General features: G+C 72.6%; 12 protein-coding genes and 3 tRNA genes. 4 read left to right on the top strand and 11 right to left on the bottom strand.

The annotated features are described in order from the left end of the window. Positions 1–12: 12 nt before the first annotated feature. From rpmG to ACI79E_RS05570, 4 genes are all read right to left on the bottom strand, one after another. Positions 13–177 carry a 50S ribosomal protein L33 gene (gene rpmG / locus ACI79E_RS05585; protein WP_456908153.1) on the bottom strand — a complete coding sequence of 55 codons (165 nt, stop codon included), beginning with the start codon at positions 175–177 and terminating at the stop codon, positions 13–15. A gap of 97 nt (positions 178–274) precedes the next feature. Further along, positions 275–348, bottom strand: a tRNA-Met gene (locus ACI79E_RS05580). A 45-nt stretch (positions 349–393) separates the two neighbouring features. Next, positions 394–466, bottom strand: a tRNA-Thr gene (locus tag ACI79E_RS05575). 70 nt (positions 467–536) lie between these two features. Next, the gene (locus ACI79E_RS05570) at positions 537–3,080 is read right to left on the bottom strand and encodes a putative bifunctional diguanylate cyclase/phosphodiesterase (protein ID WP_456931552.1); all 2,544 of its coding nucleotides are present in this window, start codon (positions 3,078–3,080) and stop codon (positions 537–539) included. 612 nt (positions 3,081–3,692) lie between these two features. Here ACI79E_RS05570 and ACI79E_RS05565 point away from each other — a divergent pair. After that, positions 3,693–4,124, top strand: coding sequence for a pilus assembly protein TadG-related protein (locus ACI79E_RS05565; protein WP_456931551.1), 432 nt, complete (start codon positions 3,693–3,695; stop codon positions 4,122–4,124). A gap of 77 nt (positions 4,125–4,201) precedes the next feature. Here ACI79E_RS05565 and ACI79E_RS05560 read toward each other — a convergent pair. Beyond that, positions 4,202–4,283: transfer RNA gene (locus tag ACI79E_RS05560), tRNA-Tyr, on the bottom strand. A gap of 100 nt (positions 4,284–4,383) precedes the next feature. Between ACI79E_RS05560 and ACI79E_RS05555 the strand changes: the two genes are divergently transcribed. Beyond that, complete coding sequence (locus tag ACI79E_RS05555) at positions 4,384–4,875, top strand: YajQ family cyclic di-GMP-binding protein (RefSeq protein ID WP_456931550.1); 492 nt, start codon at positions 4,384–4,386, stop codon at positions 4,873–4,875. A 111-nt stretch (positions 4,876–4,986) separates the two neighbouring features. Here ACI79E_RS05555 and htpX read toward each other — a convergent pair whose 3' ends face one another. Next, a complete protein-coding gene (gene htpX, locus ACI79E_RS05550) occupies positions 4,987–5,862 on the bottom strand; it encodes a zinc metalloprotease HtpX (protein WP_456931549.1) in 876 nt (291 codons plus the stop codon). 215 nt (positions 5,863–6,077) lie between these two features. Here htpX and ACI79E_RS05545 point away from each other — a divergent pair, with 215 nt between their 5' ends. Both ACI79E_RS05545 and ACI79E_RS05540 read left to right on the top strand, forming a co-directional pair. Continuing rightward, positions 6,078–8,027 (top strand): 2-oxoacid:acceptor oxidoreductase subunit alpha, encoded by a 1,950-nt coding sequence (locus ACI79E_RS05545; protein WP_456931548.1) that lies wholly within the window; start codon positions 6,078–6,080, stop codon positions 8,025–8,027. After that, positions 8,024–9,130 (top strand): 2-oxoacid:ferredoxin oxidoreductase subunit beta, encoded by a 1,107-nt coding sequence (locus ACI79E_RS05540; protein ID WP_456931547.1) that lies wholly within the window; start codon positions 8,024–8,026, stop codon positions 9,128–9,130. Before ACI79E_RS05545 ends, ACI79E_RS05540 begins: the two co-directional genes overlap by 4 nt. Before the next feature lie 93 nt (positions 9,131–9,223). Here the strand turns inward: ACI79E_RS05540 and ACI79E_RS05535 are convergent, their stop codons facing one another. From ACI79E_RS05535 to ACI79E_RS05515, 5 genes are all read right to left on the bottom strand, one after another. Then, positions 9,224–9,682, bottom strand: coding sequence for a hypothetical protein (locus ACI79E_RS05535; RefSeq protein ID WP_456931546.1), 459 nt, complete (start codon positions 9,680–9,682; stop codon positions 9,224–9,226). A gap of 121 nt (positions 9,683–9,803) precedes the next feature. Beyond that, the gene (locus ACI79E_RS05530; protein WP_456931545.1) at positions 9,804–11,009 is read right to left on the bottom strand and encodes a PQQ-dependent sugar dehydrogenase; all 1,206 of its coding nucleotides are present in this window, start codon (positions 11,007–11,009) and stop codon (positions 9,804–9,806) included. A 22-nt stretch (positions 11,010–11,031) separates the two neighbouring features. Beyond that, the gene (locus ACI79E_RS05525; RefSeq protein ID WP_456931544.1) at positions 11,032–12,090 is read right to left on the bottom strand and encodes a polyprenyl synthetase family protein; all 1,059 of its coding nucleotides are present in this window, start codon (positions 12,088–12,090) and stop codon (positions 11,032–11,034) included. Continuing rightward, positions 12,090–13,652 carry an NADH-quinone oxidoreductase subunit NuoN gene (gene nuoN, locus ACI79E_RS05520; RefSeq protein ID WP_456931543.1) on the bottom strand — a complete coding sequence of 521 codons (1,563 nt, stop codon included), beginning with the start codon at positions 13,650–13,652 and terminating at the stop codon, positions 12,090–12,092. Before nuoN ends, ACI79E_RS05525 begins: the two co-directional genes overlap by 1 nt. Beyond that, positions 13,652–15,268 carry an NADH-quinone oxidoreductase subunit M gene (locus tag ACI79E_RS05515; protein ID WP_456931542.1) on the bottom strand — a complete coding sequence of 539 codons (1,617 nt, stop codon included), beginning with the start codon at positions 15,266–15,268 and terminating at the stop codon, positions 13,652–13,654. Before ACI79E_RS05515 ends, nuoN begins: the two co-directional genes overlap by 1 nt. Between the last annotated feature and the right edge of the window lie 15 nt (positions 15,269–15,283).

Here is a 15,283-nt window from a genome sequence, read left to right as displayed (position 1 = left end):
TGGACCGCTGGGTCAGCGGGTCTCGCGGTGGACCGTGTGCTTGCGGTCCTTGGGGCAGTACTTCTTCAGCTCGAGCCGGTCGGGGTCGTTGCGCCGGTTCTTGCGGGTGATGTAGTTGCGGTTCTTGCACTCCTGGCAGGCCAGGGTGATCTTCGGACGGATGTCGGTGGCTGCCATGGAGTTCTCCTAGCCTTGTGGGACGGGCCCTGCCGGGCCCGGCGTGCGGACGGCGCCCACACGACGACGGACCCCGGGGTGCGGGGTCCGTCGAGAGTAGCGGTGACCGGATTTGAACCGGTGACACAGCGATTATGAGCCGCTTGCTCTGCCTGGCTGAGCTACACCGCCGGGAAGACCGTGCGGCCCGGTCTCGCGACAGGACCGGCTGGTCGGAGCCCCTTTACGGAATCGAACCGTAGACCTTCTCCTTACCATGGAGACGCTCTGCCGACTGAGCTAAAGGGGCGGTGGCCGAAGCCGTGGAGAACTGTACCTGACGGCTGCGGGGACCCGTCACAGGGGGTCCCCCCGGGGTGTCAGGTGCGGACGAACAGCCGCCGGTGCGGCGTCCCCGGCACCGCGGAGCGGACGCCGGTGCGGGCCAGCAGCCAGCTCTCCAGCCGGTCGTCGGGCAACGGGCGGCTGACCAGGAAGCCCTGGAGCTTGTCGCAGCCCATCTCGGCGAGCAGGTTGCGGGTCAGCTCGTCCTCGACGCCCTCGGCGACGACCCGCAGGCCCAGGTTGTGCGCCAGCTCGATGATCGAGCGGGCGATGAACGACTCCCCCTGGCTGGTGGACATCCCCAGCACGAAGGACTTGTCGATCTTCACCTCGTCGATCGGCAGCTGGCGCAGCTGGGACAGGGAGGAGTAGCCGGTGCCGAAGTCGTCCATCGACAACCGCAGCCCGAGCGCGTGCAGGTCGGCGAGGACGGTGCTGCTGCGGACCGAGTCGTCGACCACGCTGCCCTCGGTGAGCTCCAGGGTGAGCAGCTCCCCCGGGACGCCGTGCCGCCGCAGCGCCCGCCGGACGCGGTCGACGAGGTCGGGCTCGCCGAGGCATCGGGCCGAGAGGTTCACCGCGACCGACAGGGCGATGTCCTGGTCCAGCCACTTGCGGCAGCGGGCCAGCGCCAGGTCGAGCACGTGGTCGGTGAGCAGGCCGATGCGGCCGATCTGCTCGGCCAGGTGGATGAAGTCGTCGGGCGCGATGGCGCCGTAGCGCGGGTGCGCCCAGCGGACCAGCGTCTCGACCGAGACGATGTCGGAGGTGCGGGCGTCGATGATCGGCTGGAACACCACGCTGATCTGCCCCTCGGCCATGGCCGACTCCAGCTCGGTGCCCAGCTGCAGCCGGCGCAGGCTCTGCTGGTCGAGCACCGGGTGGTAGCTCGCCACCCCGCTGGAGCCGGAGCCGGCCAGCAGGGCGACGTCGGCCCGCTGCATGAGCGTGCCGGCGTCCGTGCCGTGGACCGGGGCGGCGGCGACGCCGATCGACAGGGTGACCTCGAGGTCCAGGCCGGCCACGCGGGCGCGGGTGGAGGTGGCCTCCCGCAGCCGCCGCGCGGCCCGCTCGGTGGCCGCCAGGGACAGGCCGGGCAGCAGGACGGCGAACTGCTCGCCCTCCATGCGGGCCACCAGCGCCTGCGGCGGCGCGTGCTCGCGCAGCAGGCCGGCGGTCACGAGCAGCAGCTCGTCGCTGGCCGCGTGCCCGAGGGTGTCGGTGACCTCGGTGTAGTTGTCGAGCGCGGCGAGGATCAGCCCGACCCGGCCGCCGACCGGGTCGGCGGCCAGGGTCGCGTCGATCTCGACGGCCAGCCGCTGCCGGTTGGGCAGGCCGGTCAGGCGGTCGTGGTCGGCGTCGTACCGGATCTGGGTGAGCAGCTGCTGCTGCCGGATGGCGGCGTTGACGTGGGTGAGCATGGAGTCCAGCGCGGCGCGGTCGCCGTCGGCGAAGGAGACGACGTCGCTCTGCCGGTCGCAGATCTCCAGGTAGCCGGGCTCCCCCGCGGCGGTGGCGACGGGCGCGGCGAGCAGGTCCTGCGCACCCCGCCGGGCCAGCGCGGCGGCCTCGGTCTCGGTGGCGCGCACCGCGGAGACCAGGACCGGGCCGTCGACCGAGCCGTCGGTGGCCCGGCTGCGGATCGGGTCGTCGGGGTCGCCCGGGCCGTCGTACCAGGTGCGCCCGTCCTCGGCGGCGACCACCAGACGGGGTTCCTCGTCGAGGTAGGGCGGCAGCCACAGCGCCACGCGGTCGGCGTTGAGGAGCTCCTTGACGGCCTCGACGATGCGCCGGGTGCCGTCCTCGTCCGAGCTGACCTGCTCCACGCGGCGGGCGAACTCGTAGACCCGCTCCAGGCTCTTGCGGTCCCGCGCGACGTCGGCGAACCGCCGGAAGAGCAGGACCACGGCGAGGACCACCGGGACGATCAGGACCCACGTCCAGGCGCTCACCTCGACCAGCAGCAGCGCGACCAGGCCGGTGGCGACGGCCAGGGGCCCCACCACGACGATCGGCACGAACAGGTCGGCCCAGAGCGAGTGCCCGGCCAGGCCGGCGGTGGCGGCGATGGCGGCCGCGACCAGCAGCGCGCCGGCGACGTCGGCGGCGAGCACGGCCACCAGCAGGCTCAGCCACGACAGCGGGTCGGTGGTGCCGCCCATCGGCATGAGGTCGAGCACGACCAGTGCGACCGCCGTCTCGGTGACGGCGTTGGCGACGTTGAAGACGGACTTCGCCAGGCTGTAGCGCTGCTTGGCCAGGACCAGGCTGAGGGCGAGGACGCGGGCCACCGCCGCCCAGAACCCGTCGACGGCGACGAGGGCGATCACGAGCGCCAGTTCGTTGACCGACCAGCCGAAGGTCTGGCGGCGGAACTCGATCTGCAGCGGGACGGACTCGGTGACGAGGAAGGCCGCCGTCACGACGAGGAACAGCCAGCCCGGGCCGCCGGAGACGTGCGGCGCCAGGACCGCGACGAGGCAGACCACGGCCAGCCCCAGGGCCGGGGCGGCCAGGCCCCAGGGGTTCCGCACACGCTGCCGCGAGGGCGGCGGTGCGGACAGGGGCGATTCGGCCACGGCGACCCGGTTCCTCGTGGGGGGATGAGCGGGCCAGACGCTAACAGCGCAGGAGCCCCTACGGGAGCGGCCTCACCCGAGCGGGGTGGGCGGCCGGCGACCCGGCCACCCACCCCGCGAGCTCTGGATCGACCAGACCCGGTGGTTCAGCAACCCCAGCGGGCCCCACGACCCCAGCGGGCCCCACGACCCCACCGAGCTCCCCGACCCCACCGTGCACCGCGCTGCGTGTTCATGACGCCTCCTCAGGCATGAAGAACTGCTCGTTGTTGCGGCAGTCACCCAGGCGCGGGGGCAGAGCGTCGTTCGGTACGGACCGCGCCCGAGACATTGCTGCCCGTCACCCGATCGGGACAAGCACGGAAGATCACGACGGAGTGACGAACCGTCATGCCGTGACACACCGTCACCGCATGTACCTCTGTGTCACTCGTCGGTGTGATCACCGGGACGGGTGGTTCGCCCGGGGCAGGAGCGTCCCACACGGGGCCGCTGAGCCCCGGTCCACAGGACCACCGGCCCCGGACCGGGCCTCCGTCGCGTGGGTCCACAGCCGTCCACACCGTCGTCCACAGGCCGTGGACCAGGCGGGACCCCTCTACGCTGCCCCGCGTGCAGGAGGACGACCGGGGTGGCGAGCACGGCTCGACGCTGCCCCTCGTACTGGTGTGCTGGCTGGTCGCCGCACTCATGGCGCTCGGGGCGATCGCGGCCTCGGACGCGTTCCTCGAGCAGCAGGAGGTGCAGGCCGTCTGCGACGGGGCCGCCCTCGCCGCGGCGAACGCCACCGACGAGGCCGCGCTCTACGCCGCCGGCGTGGGCCGCACCCTCCCGCTGACCCGGGCGGGTGCCACGGCCGCGATCGCCGACCAGCTCGCCGACGGCGGCAGCCGGCTGGACGCCTGGGCCGCCGAGACCGACGGCACGGAGGTCACCGTGACCTGCACCCGCAGCGTGGAGATCGCGTTCGGCTGGCTCTTCCTGGGCGGCCAGCCGCTCGAGCGCACCGCCGTCGCCAGCGCCCGGGCCCCGACCGTGCCCTGAGGCGGGGACGGCCGACGACCCCGGGGAACGGCGAAGGGCCCTGACCTCTGTCGAGGTCAGGGCCCTTCTCGTACCTGTGGCGGGTGAAGGATTCGAACCTTCGTAGGCTAAGCCGACGGATTTACAGTCCGCTCCCATTGGCCACTCGGGCAACCCGCCGTGGTGGTACGGGGAGAGAGCGTACAAGACGCCGTCACCGGGTCCGTCCGGCCCCCCGAGGGCCGGACGACGCGGTGGCCCACCGAGAGGAGCACCCCAGATGGCCGACTCGTCCTTCGACGTGGTGAGCAAGGTCGACCGCCAGGAGGTCGACAACGCGCTCAACCAGGCCGCCAAGGAGCTCGCCCAGCGGTTCGACTTCCGCGGCACGAACGCCACGATCTCGTGGGCCGGTGAGGAGGGCGTCAGCCTCAGCGCCGACACCGAGGAGCGGGTCGTCGCGGCGCTCGACGTCTTCAAGGAGAAGCTGGTCAAGCGGGGCATCTCGCTGAAGTCCCTCGACGCCGACGAGCCGCAGTCCTCCGGGAAGTCCTACAAGATCTCCGCGCGGATCAAGCAGGGCATCGAGTCCGACAAGGCCAAGCAGATCGCGAAGATCATCCGCGACGAGGGGCCCAAGGGCGTGCAGGCCCAGATCCAGGGCGACCAGCTGCGGGTCAGCGGCAAGAAGCGCGACGACCTGCAGGCGGTCCAGCAGCTCCTGCGCGGCAAGGACCTCGACGTCGCGCTCCAGTTCGACAACTACAGGTGAGCGACGGCCCCGTCGCAGGGGCCCGCCCCGGGATACGCGGGGTGGGGGGCGAGGAGCCCCTCCTCCCGTCCCCCTCCCCGCCCGCGGCGCGCCTCCGGACGGCGCCGGACCTCAGGGCTGGCCGGGCTCGCGCGCCATGGCCTCCAGCCGGGCGATCCGCTGCGCCATCGGCGGGTGGGTGGCGAACAGCGTGGCCAGCCCCTGACCCCGGAAGGGGTTGGCGATCATCAGGTGGCTCTGGGTGACCAGCCGGTCCTCCTGCGGCAGCGGACGGGCGGCCGCCCCGCGCTCGATCCGCCGCAGCGCGTCGGCCAGGGCCAGCGGGTCGTGCGACAGCGCCGCCCCGGAGGCGTCGGCCTGGTACTCGCGGCTGCGGCTGACGGCCATCTGCACGAGACCGGCCGCGACCGGGCCGAGGACGACGAGCAGCAGGCTGCCGAGGGCGTTGCCGCCGCCGCGGTCGTCGGACCGGCCACCGAACAGCGACGCGAACATCGCCATGTGCGCCAGGTAGGTGACCACCGTCGCCATGGCACCGGCGACCGAGCTGATCAGGATGTCGCGGTTGTAGACGTGCGAGAGCTCGTGGGCGAGCACCGCGCGCAACTGCCGGCGGTCGAGCAGCTCGAGGATCCCCTGGGTGACGCAGACGGCGGCGTTGCGCGGGTTGCGCCCCGTGGCGAAGGCGTTGGGCTGGTCGGTCGGGCTGACGTACAGGCGGGGCATCGGCTGGCGGGCCTCGGTGGCCAGCTCCCGGACGATGGCGTACAGCGCGGGGGCCTGGGTCTCGGTCACCGGGAAGGCCCGCATGGCGCGCAGGGCGAGCTTGTCGCTGTTGACGTACGCGTACCCGTTCACCGCGAGGGCGACCAGCAGGGCGATGAACAGGCCGCTGCGGCCGCCGATGAGCGCGCCGGCGGCGAGGATCAGCCCGCCCATGAGGCCGAGGAGCACCGCGGTCTTCAGTCCGTTGCTCCAGCGCTGCACGACCCGACCAACGGCGCACCGCGGGACGTCGTTCCCTGGTGGAGCGCGCGCCCGAGCGGGCAGCGGTCCCCTGCGACCGCGGTCACGGAATGCCCTCGCGCGCGCGGGGGTTGCCAGTCTGGTGCCGGCCGTGGCCGGCAGGTGCGACTGTGGCTCTCGTCACGGGCCCGCGACACGACAGCCACGTAACCTCGGCCGGTGGAGGTAGACCACTGATGACTGCGACCAACCCGCCCCTCACCGCCCCGGCGGGCAGCTCGGCTCCCGGCGGCCTCGTCAAGAGCGTCGTCGAGCTCGACCGGGTCGTCATCCGCCTGGCCGGTGACTCCGGCGACGGCATGCAGCTGACCGGCAACCGCTTCACCAGCGAGACCGCGTCGTTCGGCAACGACCTGTCCACGCTGCCCAACTTCCCCGCCGAGATCCGGGCGCCGACGGGGACCCTGCCGGGGGTCAGCTCCTTCCAGCTGCACTTCGCCGACCACGACATCATGACGCCGGGCGACGCCCCGGACGTGCTGGTCGCCATGAACCCGGCCGCGCTCAAGGCAAACCTCTCCGACCTGCCCGGCGGCGGGCTGCTGATCGTCGACTCCGACGAGTTCACCCCGCGCAACCTGGCCAAGGTCGGCTACGCCAGCAACCCGCTGGAGGACGGCTCGCTCGACGGCTGGCAGCTGGTCAGCGTGCCGCTCACGAGCATGACCCTCGACGCGCTCGCCGACTCCGGCCTCGGCAAGAAGGAGGCCGAGCGGAGCAAGAACATGTTCACCCTCGGCCTGCTGAGCTGGATGTACCACCGGCCCACCGAGGGCACGGTCCGCTTCCTCGAGCGTCAGTTCCGCCGCAAGCCCGAGATCGCCGCGGCCAACATCGCCGCGTTCCGGGCCGGCTACAACTACGGCGAGACCACCGAGGCCTTCGCGGTCTCCTACGAGATCAAGCCGGCCCCGATGGCGCCGGGCCGCTACCGCAACATCTCCGGCAACCAGGCGCTCGCCCTGGGCATCGTGGCCGCCGGCCAGCGGTCGGGGCTGCCGGTCTTCCTCGGCGCCTACCCGATCACCCCGGCGTCGGACATCCTCCACGAGCTGTCCCGGCACAAGGCGTTCGGCGTCCGCACGTTCCAGGCCGAGGACGAGATCGCCGGGGTCGCCTCGGCGATCGGCGCGTCCTTCGGCGGCGCCCTCGGCGTCACCACGACGTCGGGCCCGGGCATCTCGCTGAAGTCCGAGGCCATCGGCCTCGCGGTGATGACCGAACTGCCGCTGCTGGTCATCGACGTGCAGCGCGGCGGCCCGTCCACGGGCCTGCCGACGAAGACCGAGCAGTCCGACCTCCTGCAGGCCATGTTCGGCCGCAACGGCGAGGCCCCCCTGCCGGTCATCGCGCCCCGCTCCCCCGGCGACTGCTTCGACGCGGCCCTGGAGGCGGCGCGGATCGCACTGACCTACCGCACCCCCGTGATGCTGCTGTCCGACGGCTACCTGGCCAACGGCGCCGAGCCGTGGGCCATCCCGGACGTCGAGTCCCTGCCGGACCTGCGGGTGGACTTCGCCACCCAGCCCAACGGCGAGGACGGCGAGTTCCTCCCCTACCTGCGTGACCCCGAGACGCTCGCCCGGCCGTGGGCGATCCCGGGGACGGCGGGGATGCAGCACCGGATCGGCGGGCTGGAGAAGGCCGACAAGACCGGCAACATCTCCTACGACCCGGCCAACCACGACCTGATGACGCGCCTGCGGCAGGCCAAGGTCGACGGCATCGCCGCGTCGCTGCCGCCCACCGAGGTCGACGACCCCGACGGCGACGCCCGCGTGGCCGTCATCGGCTGGGGCTCGACCTACGGCCCGATCGGCGCCGCCTGCCGCCGGATCCGCCGCTCGGGGCGGTCGGTGGCCCAGATCCACCTGCGCCACGTCAACCCGATGCCGGCCGACCTCGGCGACATCCTGCGCCGCTACGACCGTGTCGTCTGCCCGGAGATGAACCTCGGGCAGCTGGCCCTGCTGCTGCGCGCCAAGTACCTCGTCGACGTCCAGAGCCACACGCAGGTGCGCGGGCTGCCCTTCCGGGCCGCCGAGCTCGCCGCGGTGATCCAGGACGTCATCGACTCCACCAGCGGCGCACCGCTCGCCGCCGACCCCACCGGAGGAGCGGAATGACCACCGTCGACCTCGGCATGCCCGCCGCGTCGCCCACCCCACCCGGACCCATCGCCGACGCGATCGCGGCCTCGGTCGCGACGCAGGGCGAGAAGCAGACCGTCCTCAAGGCCAAGGACATGAAGACCGACCAGGAGGTGCGCTGGTGCCCCGGGTGCGGTGACTACGTCATCCTCAACGCGGTCCAGAGCTTCCTGCCCAGCCTCGGCATCGCCCGCGAGGACATGGTCATCGTCTCGGGCATCGGCTGCTCCTCGCGCTTCCCGTACTACATGAACACCTACGGGATGCACTCGATCCACGGCCGCGCGCCGGCGATCGCGACCGGCCTGGCGGCCTCGCGTCCCGACCTGTCGGTCTGGGTCGTCACCGGGGACGGCGACGCGCTGTCCATCGGCGGCAACCACCTGATCCACACGCTGCGCCGCAACGTGAACATGACGATCCTGCTGTTCAACAACCGGATCTACGGGCTGACCAAGGGCCAGTACTCGCCCACCAGCGAGGTCGGCAAGATCACGAAGTCCACCCCGATGGGCTCGCTGGACCACCCGTTCAACCCGGTGTCCCTGGCCATCGGCGCCGACGCCACGTTCGTGGGCCGGGCGATGGACTCCGACCGCAAGGGCCTCACCGAGGTGCTGCGGCAGGCCGCGGAGCACAAGGGCACCTCGCTGGTCGAGATCTACCAGAACTGCAACATCTTCAACGACGGTGCCTTCGACCTGCTCAAGGACCCCACCACCGGCACGCAGTGGTCGATCCCGCTCGAGCACGGCAAGCCGCTGGTGTTCGGTCCGGACGGCGCCTCGTGCGTGGTCCGCGACGACGTCGGCGGGCTGCGCATCGCCGAGACCAACCAGGTCGACGCGGCCGACATCGTGGTCCACGACGTCACCCGCCAGGACCCGTCCTACGCCTTCGCCCTGTCGCGGCTGTCGAGCCAGGACCTCCGGTACACCCCGATGGGCGTGTTCCGGGCGGTGCAGAAGCCGACCTACGACCGGATGATGGCCGATCAGCTCGAGGACGCCTCGGCCCAGAACCAGGCCGACCTCGACGCGATCCTGTCCGGCAGCGACACCTGGACCGTCTCGGCCTGAGGGTCCGCACACGGCGAGGGGCGCCCGAGAACCAGTGGTTCCCGGGCGCCCCTCGTCCGTTCCGGCGGTCAGCGCCGGGTCACACCACGGGGGTCAGTGGTGGCCCTTGCCGTTGTCGTCGTCCTCGACGTCGACGTTGCGGTCGGTCTCGCTGTCGACCTCGTCGTCGTCCTCGTAGAGGGTGACCCGCACCTTGGCGTCCTCGTCGGCGTCGAGCTCGTCACCGTGGTGCCGCTTGACGAGGACCGAGTCCTCCTGCTCCTCGTCCGCTTCGCAGTCCTCCACGTCCTCCTTGTCCTTGGACGCGTACCGTGCGTCGTCCTGGCGGACGTGCGCCTTGGCGGAGAGGTTGTCGGTGTCCTCGTCGCACTCGTAGGTGAAGTAGACCCGTGCCTCATCGTCGTTCTCGATCTCGACCCGCTCGATCTCGACGATACGGACGTCGTTCTTGTCGTGGTGGTCACCGCCGCCGGCGAGGGCCGGCGACAGGCCGGTGAAGACCATCGCGGTGGCGGCGGGTACGACGAGCAGCAGGCGTGAGCGTCGGTGCATGGGAATTCCCTCCACGTCGGCCGCGTCGCTGCGGCCGTCTTCCTGGACGTCGCGACCTTTCCGAGACCGGCAGTTCCGTCACAAGACCGGAACGGAAGAATCGCCCGAGCTCGGGGGCGGGTCAGGCGCGAGGCGTGACCCGCAGTAGGGAGTCGGCGTCGTCACCGTTGTCGGTGGTGACGTACAGCGCGCCGTCCAGGCCCTGCTGGACCGTGCGGATGCGCCCGTACCGGCCCTCCAGCTCCGGGAGCCGGAACTGCTCCAGCAGCGCCCCGTCCTCGGCCACGCGCAACGCCAGCACGCCGCGGTCCTTGAGGACGCCGACCAGCAGCAGGCCCGCGTAGCCCTGCCACTGGTCGCCCTCCAGGAAGGTGATGCCACACGTGGCGATGGTCGGGTCCCCCGACGCCCAGGTGGCCGGCAGGACGTCGGGCAGGGAGGCGTCGGTCATCGGCACGCGCTCGTCGTAGCCGGGCCCCGGCCGGTAGCCGCCGTTGCCGCCGGCGGCCAGGAGCGTCACCTCGTCGTCCCGGGCGGTGCCCTGCTCGGCGGCGTACACCTGGCCCGTGCCGGGGCGCACGGCGAGGCCCTGCACGTTGCGGTGCCCGTAGGTCCACAGGTACGCCGCCGCACCCGGGCGGCCCGCGAACGGGTTGCCGGCGGCCGGCGCCCCGGTGGCCGGGTCGATGCGCAGCACCTTGCCCGCGAGCGTGCCGAGGTCCTGGGCGTTCTCGGAGACGGCGGTGTCCCCGGTGCCGACCAGCATCGCGCCGGTCGGGTCCAGGCGCAGCCGGCACCCCCCGTGCCGGCCCGAGCTCTCGTTCACCGGGATGCCGCCGAGCAGCGGGTCGGCGACGCGGGTGGCGGTGCGCCAGGCCGGGTCGACGGTCCAGGCGACCACGGCGATCGAGCGGCCGTCGCCGTCCTGCCGGCCCTGACAGGTGTAGAACCGCCGGTTCTGCTCGAACGCGGGGTCGAGCAGCAGGCCCATCAGACCGGTCTCCCCCGTCGCGAAGAGGTCGCCGAAGTCGGCTGCGACGTCCTGCACGGTGCCGTCGGGCAGGACGGCGGTGAGGCCGCCGCCGCGCTCGTCGACCAGGAGGGTGCCGTCCGGCGCCTGGGCGACGTCCCAGGGGTGGTCGAGGCCGTCGGCGACCACCGTGACGTCGAGCGCGGGTGCCACGGTCGACGGCGCGGTCGTGGGTGGCGGGGCGGTCGTGCCCGGCGGCGGGGTCCGCGTGGCGGCCGGAGGAGCACCGTCGGCCTCGCTGCTGCAGGCGCCGAGCAGTGCTGCGGCGACGACCAGGCAGGTCAGGCGGGCGCGCACCCGCCCAGCATGCCCCGCCGGTTCAGCTGGTGCGCGTGACGACGTACTCGCACAGCGCCGACAGCGCCTCGCGGACCGGTCCCTCGGGCACCGCCGCGAGCCGGGCGCGGGCGCGGTCGGCGTACTCGCGCAGCACCTCGCTGGCGCGGTCCAGCGACGCAGACGAGCGCAGCAGGGCCAGCGCCTCGGCGTGCTCGGCGTCGTCGGGCAGGGGCCGGGAGACCAGTTCGCGCAGCCGCTGCTCGGCGGGGTCGTCGCCGGCCAGGGCGAACAGCGCCGGCAGCGTGACGATGCCCTCGCGCAGGTCGGTGCCCGGCGACTTCCCGGAGGCGCCGTCCCGGCTGACGATGTCGAGCAGGTCGTCGGAGAGCTGGAAGGCCACCCCGACCTCCTCCGCGAAGGCGGTCAGCGCAGCGACCAGCTCCTCGCCGGCGCCGGCGAAGGAGGCACCGAAGCGGGCCGAGGTCGCCACCAGCGAGCCGGTCTTGTCCGCCAGCACCTGCAGGTGGTGGGCGACCGGGTCGGCGCCCGGCCGCGGGCCGACCGTCTCGAGGATCTGCCCGGTGACCAGCCGCTCGAAGGTGCGGGCCTGGATGCGCACCGCCTCCGGGCCGAGGTCGGCCAGCAGGTCGGAGGCGCGGGCGAAGAGGAAGTCGCCGGTGAGGATGGCGATGCTGTTGTTCCACCGGCTGTTCGCGCTGGGCGCCCCGCGGCGGACGGCGGCCTCGTCCATGACGTCGTCGTGGTACAGCGTGGCCAGGTGGGTGAGCTCGCAGACGACGGCGGCCTCGGTGACCCCGGGGGCCCGGGGGTCGCCGAGCTCGGCGGCCAGCAGCGCCAGCAGCGGCCGGAACCGCTTGCCGCCGGCGGCGACCAGGTGGCCGGCGGTCTGCGAGACGAAGTCGTGGTCGCTGTCCACGGCCTGCAGCAGCGCCGACTCCACCCGCGCCAGACCCTCGGCGAGGCGGACGCCGAGCTCACCCTCGGGCAGCCACGGCCCGATGGTCGAGGCGGGGGGTGAGGTCCGCTGCCAGGTCTCGGCCGGGGTGTCCCGGTGGACGGCGGCGCTGGCTCCGGTCATCAACCGACGAAGATAGCCGCCCGCTCGGCGAGGTCCAGCACCGCCCCGGGGACGACGCCCAGCACGACGGTGGCCGTGACGGTCACCGCGAGCACGATCGTCGTGGGCAGCCCCGGGACACCGACGGTGGGGCCGTCGGCAGCGGGCTCGCTGAAGTACATGAGCACGAGCACCCGCAGGTAGAAGAACGCCGCCACCGCGCTGGCCAGCAGGGCGACGACGACCAGCGGCCACGCGCCGTCGTCGATGGCCGCCCGGAAGACGGCGAACTTGCCGGTGAAGCCGCTGGTGAGCGGGATGCCGGCCAGCGCCAGCAGGAACAGGCCCATGACGGCGGCGGTCAGCGGGGACCGGCGGGCCAGCCCCGCCCACTTCGACAGGTGCGTGGCCTCCCCGTCGCCGTCCCGGACCAGGGTGAGGACCGCGAAGGCGCCGAGCGTGGTCAGCCCGTAGGCGAGCAGGTAGAACATCGTCCCGCCCAGCCCGGTGCCCTGGCCGTCGGCGCCGCCGCCGTAGCCGATGACGCCGGTGAGCAGGAAGCCGGCGTGGGCGATCGAGGAGTAGGCCAGCATCCGCTTGAGGTCGGTCTGGGTGAGGCCGAGGACGGCCCCGACCACCATGGACACGATCGCGATGCCGTAGACCAGCGGCCGCCACGTCCACTCGGCGGTGCCGAAGGCGACGTAGAGCAGCCGGAGGATGGCGCCGAACGCCGCGACCTTGGTGCAGGCGGCCATGAAGGCGGTGACCGGCGTCGGGGCGCCCTGGTAGACGTCCGGCGTCCAGGCGTGGAAGGGCGCCACGCTGGCCTTGAACATGAGTCCCACGACCAGCAGCGCCAGGCCGAGCACCAGCAGCACGTCGGTGCCGGTGGCGGCGGAGGCGGCCCGGATGTCGGCCAGCCGCACGCTGCCGGTGGCGCCGTAGACCAGCGCCAGGCCGTAGAGGAAGAACGCCGAGGCGAAGGAGCCGAGCAGGAAGTACTTGACCGCCGCCTCCTGCGACAGCAGCCGCCGGCGGCGGGCCAGGCCGCTGATCAGGTACAGCGGGAGGCTGAGCACCTCCAGCGCCACGAACATGACGAGCAGGTCGTTGGCCGCGACGAACAGCATCATGCCGCCGATGGCGAAGGTCGCCAGCGGGTAGACCTCGGTCTGCACCCGCGGGGCGGTGAGCAGCTCGCGGTCGCGCGGGCTGCCGGCCGGCACCGCCGCGGCGGCGACGAACGCCGAGCGCGCCGGGTCCAGGGACCGCTCGGCGAACAGCAGGATCGACAGCGCCCCCAGGCCGGCGATCGTGGCCATCAGGAAGACCGCGGCGCCGTCGACGGCGAGCGCCCCGGCGGCGGTGAGCTGCCGCTCGCCGGCCAGCAGCAGGCTGGTGACCAGACCGCCGACCGTGCCGACCAGCGCCACGACCACCTGCACCGGGTGCCGGCTCTCCCGCGGGGCGAACGCCTCGACGAGGACGCCGATGCAGGCGGCGGCGAAGACGAACAGCAGCGGTGCCAGGGCACCCAGGGACAGGCTCGGAGCCGTGATCGCGTCTGCCGCGCTGAGCATCAGTCGGTCCCCTCGACGTCGGCGGCCGGCTGCACGCCGGCGGGGTCGGCACCGACGTCGTCCATCGTGGCGGCGACGGCGGGCTCGATGAGGTCGATCAGCGGCTGCGGGTAGACGCCCAGCGCGATGACCAGCGCGACCATCGGTGCGGCGACGGCCAGCTCACGCCGGGAGAGGTCACGTGCCCGCAGTCGCGGGGTCGCCGGCGCGGTCAGCGTGGCCGTGCCGCCACCGGACTGCGCGGGCGTCGTCGTCCCCTCGTCCGCCTCGAGGAGGACGCCGCGCGGCGGGCCGTGCATCGTCCGCTGGTACATGAGCAGGATGTACAGGGCGGCCAGGATGATGCCGATCGTCGCCAGGACGGTGAACACCGGCCGGGTCGGGAACGAGCCGATCAGCACCAGGAACTCGCTGACGAAGCTGTTGGTGCCGGGTAGGGCCAGCGAGGCCAGGCCCGCCACGAGGAAGACCCCGGCCAGCAGCGGCGCCTTCGACGCCAGGCCGCCGTAGTCGCCGATCTGCCGGGAGCCCCCGCGGGCGATGAGCATGCCGACGACGAGGAACAGCAGCCCGGTCGCGATGCCGTGGTTGACCATGTACAGCACCGCGCCGGTGCCCGCCTCGGTGGTGAAGGCGAAGATGCCCAGCGCGATGAACCCGAAGTGCGCGATCGAGGTGTAGGAGACCAGCCGCTTCATGTCGGTCTGGCCCATCGCCAGCAGCGCGGCGTAGAGGATGCCGACGACGGCGAGCACCAGCACGAACGGCGCGAGGTCGCGGGAGGCGTCGGGGAACAGCGGCAGGCAGTACCGCAGGAAGCCGAAGGTGCCGACCTTGTCCAGGACGCCGACCAGCAGGACCGCCCCGCCGATCGGCGCCTCGGCACCGGAGTCGGGCAGCCAGGTGTGGAACGGCACGAGCGGGGCCTTGATCGCGAAGGCGACGAAGAAGCCGAGGAAGAGCAGCTTCTGCACGCCGGGGTCGATCTCGATCTGCCGCAGTGCGTCGAAGGCGAAGGTGCCCTCCCCCAGCTCGCTGCTGCTCACCACGTACAGCCCGATGACCGCCGCGAGCATGACCAGGCCGCCGACCAGGCTGTAGAGGAAGAACTTGACCGCCGCGTACTGCCGCCGGGCCCCGCCGAAGCTCCCGATGATGAAGTACATCGGGACGAGCATCGCCTCGAAGAACACGTAGAAGAGGAAGACGTCGGTCGCGGCGAAGACGCCCACCATCATCGCCTCGAGCAGCAGCAGCCAGGCGAAGAAGGTGCTCATCGACCGGTTGGTCGTCGAGGTGTCCCGCCAGGAGGCGACGACGACCACCGGCACGAGGACGCCGATGAGCAGCAGCATCACCAGCGCGATCCCGTCGACACCGAGGGCGAAGTCGACGCCGAAGTCGGGGATCCAGGCCACCGAGGTGGTCAGCTGGAACCGGTCGCCGCCGGTGTCGAACGCGATCGTGGCCAGGACGGCGAGCAGCAGCACCAGGGCGCTCACGCCGAGGGCGATCTGCTTGGCCAGGACGTCGCGGCCGCGGGGCAGCGCGGCGACCACCGCGGCGCCCACCGCCGGCACGGCGATCATCGTGAGCAGGAACGGGAAGTCAGTCACGCCGTCGTCGCCTCT

The sequence above is a fragment of the Geodermatophilus sp. SYSU D00079 genome (genome assembly GCF_054050635.1).
Note: the sequence above shows the minus strand (reverse complement) of the source record. Positions and strands in the feature narration are given on the sequence as shown.

Bases quoted from the DNA above. Each gene is read 5' to 3' on its own strand.
- rpmG (WP_456908153.1), bottom strand. From the start codon at position 177: ATGGCAGCCACCGACATCCGTCCGAAGATCACCCTGGCCTGCCAGGAG.
- ACI79E_RS05555 (WP_456931550.1), top strand. From the start codon at position 4,384: ATGGCCGACTCGTCCTTCGACGTGGTGAGCAAGGTCGACCGCCAGGAG.
- ACI79E_RS05545 (WP_456931548.1), top strand. From the start codon at position 6,078: ATGACTGCGACCAACCCGCCCCTCACCGCCCCGGCGGGCAGCTCGGCT.
- ACI79E_RS05540 (WP_456931547.1), top strand. From the start codon at position 8,024: ATGACCACCGTCGACCTCGGCATGCCCGCCGCGTCGCCCACCCCACCC.
- ACI79E_RS05535 (WP_456931546.1), bottom strand. From the start codon at position 9,682: ATGCACCGACGCTCACGCCTGCTGCTCGTCGTACCCGCCGCCACCGCG.
- ACI79E_RS05525 (WP_456931544.1), bottom strand. From the start codon at position 12,090: ATGACCGGAGCCAGCGCCGCCGTCCACCGGGACACCCCGGCCGAGACC.
- nuoN (WP_456931543.1), bottom strand. From the start codon at position 13,652: ATGCTCAGCGCGGCAGACGCGATCACGGCTCCGAGCCTGTCCCTGGGT.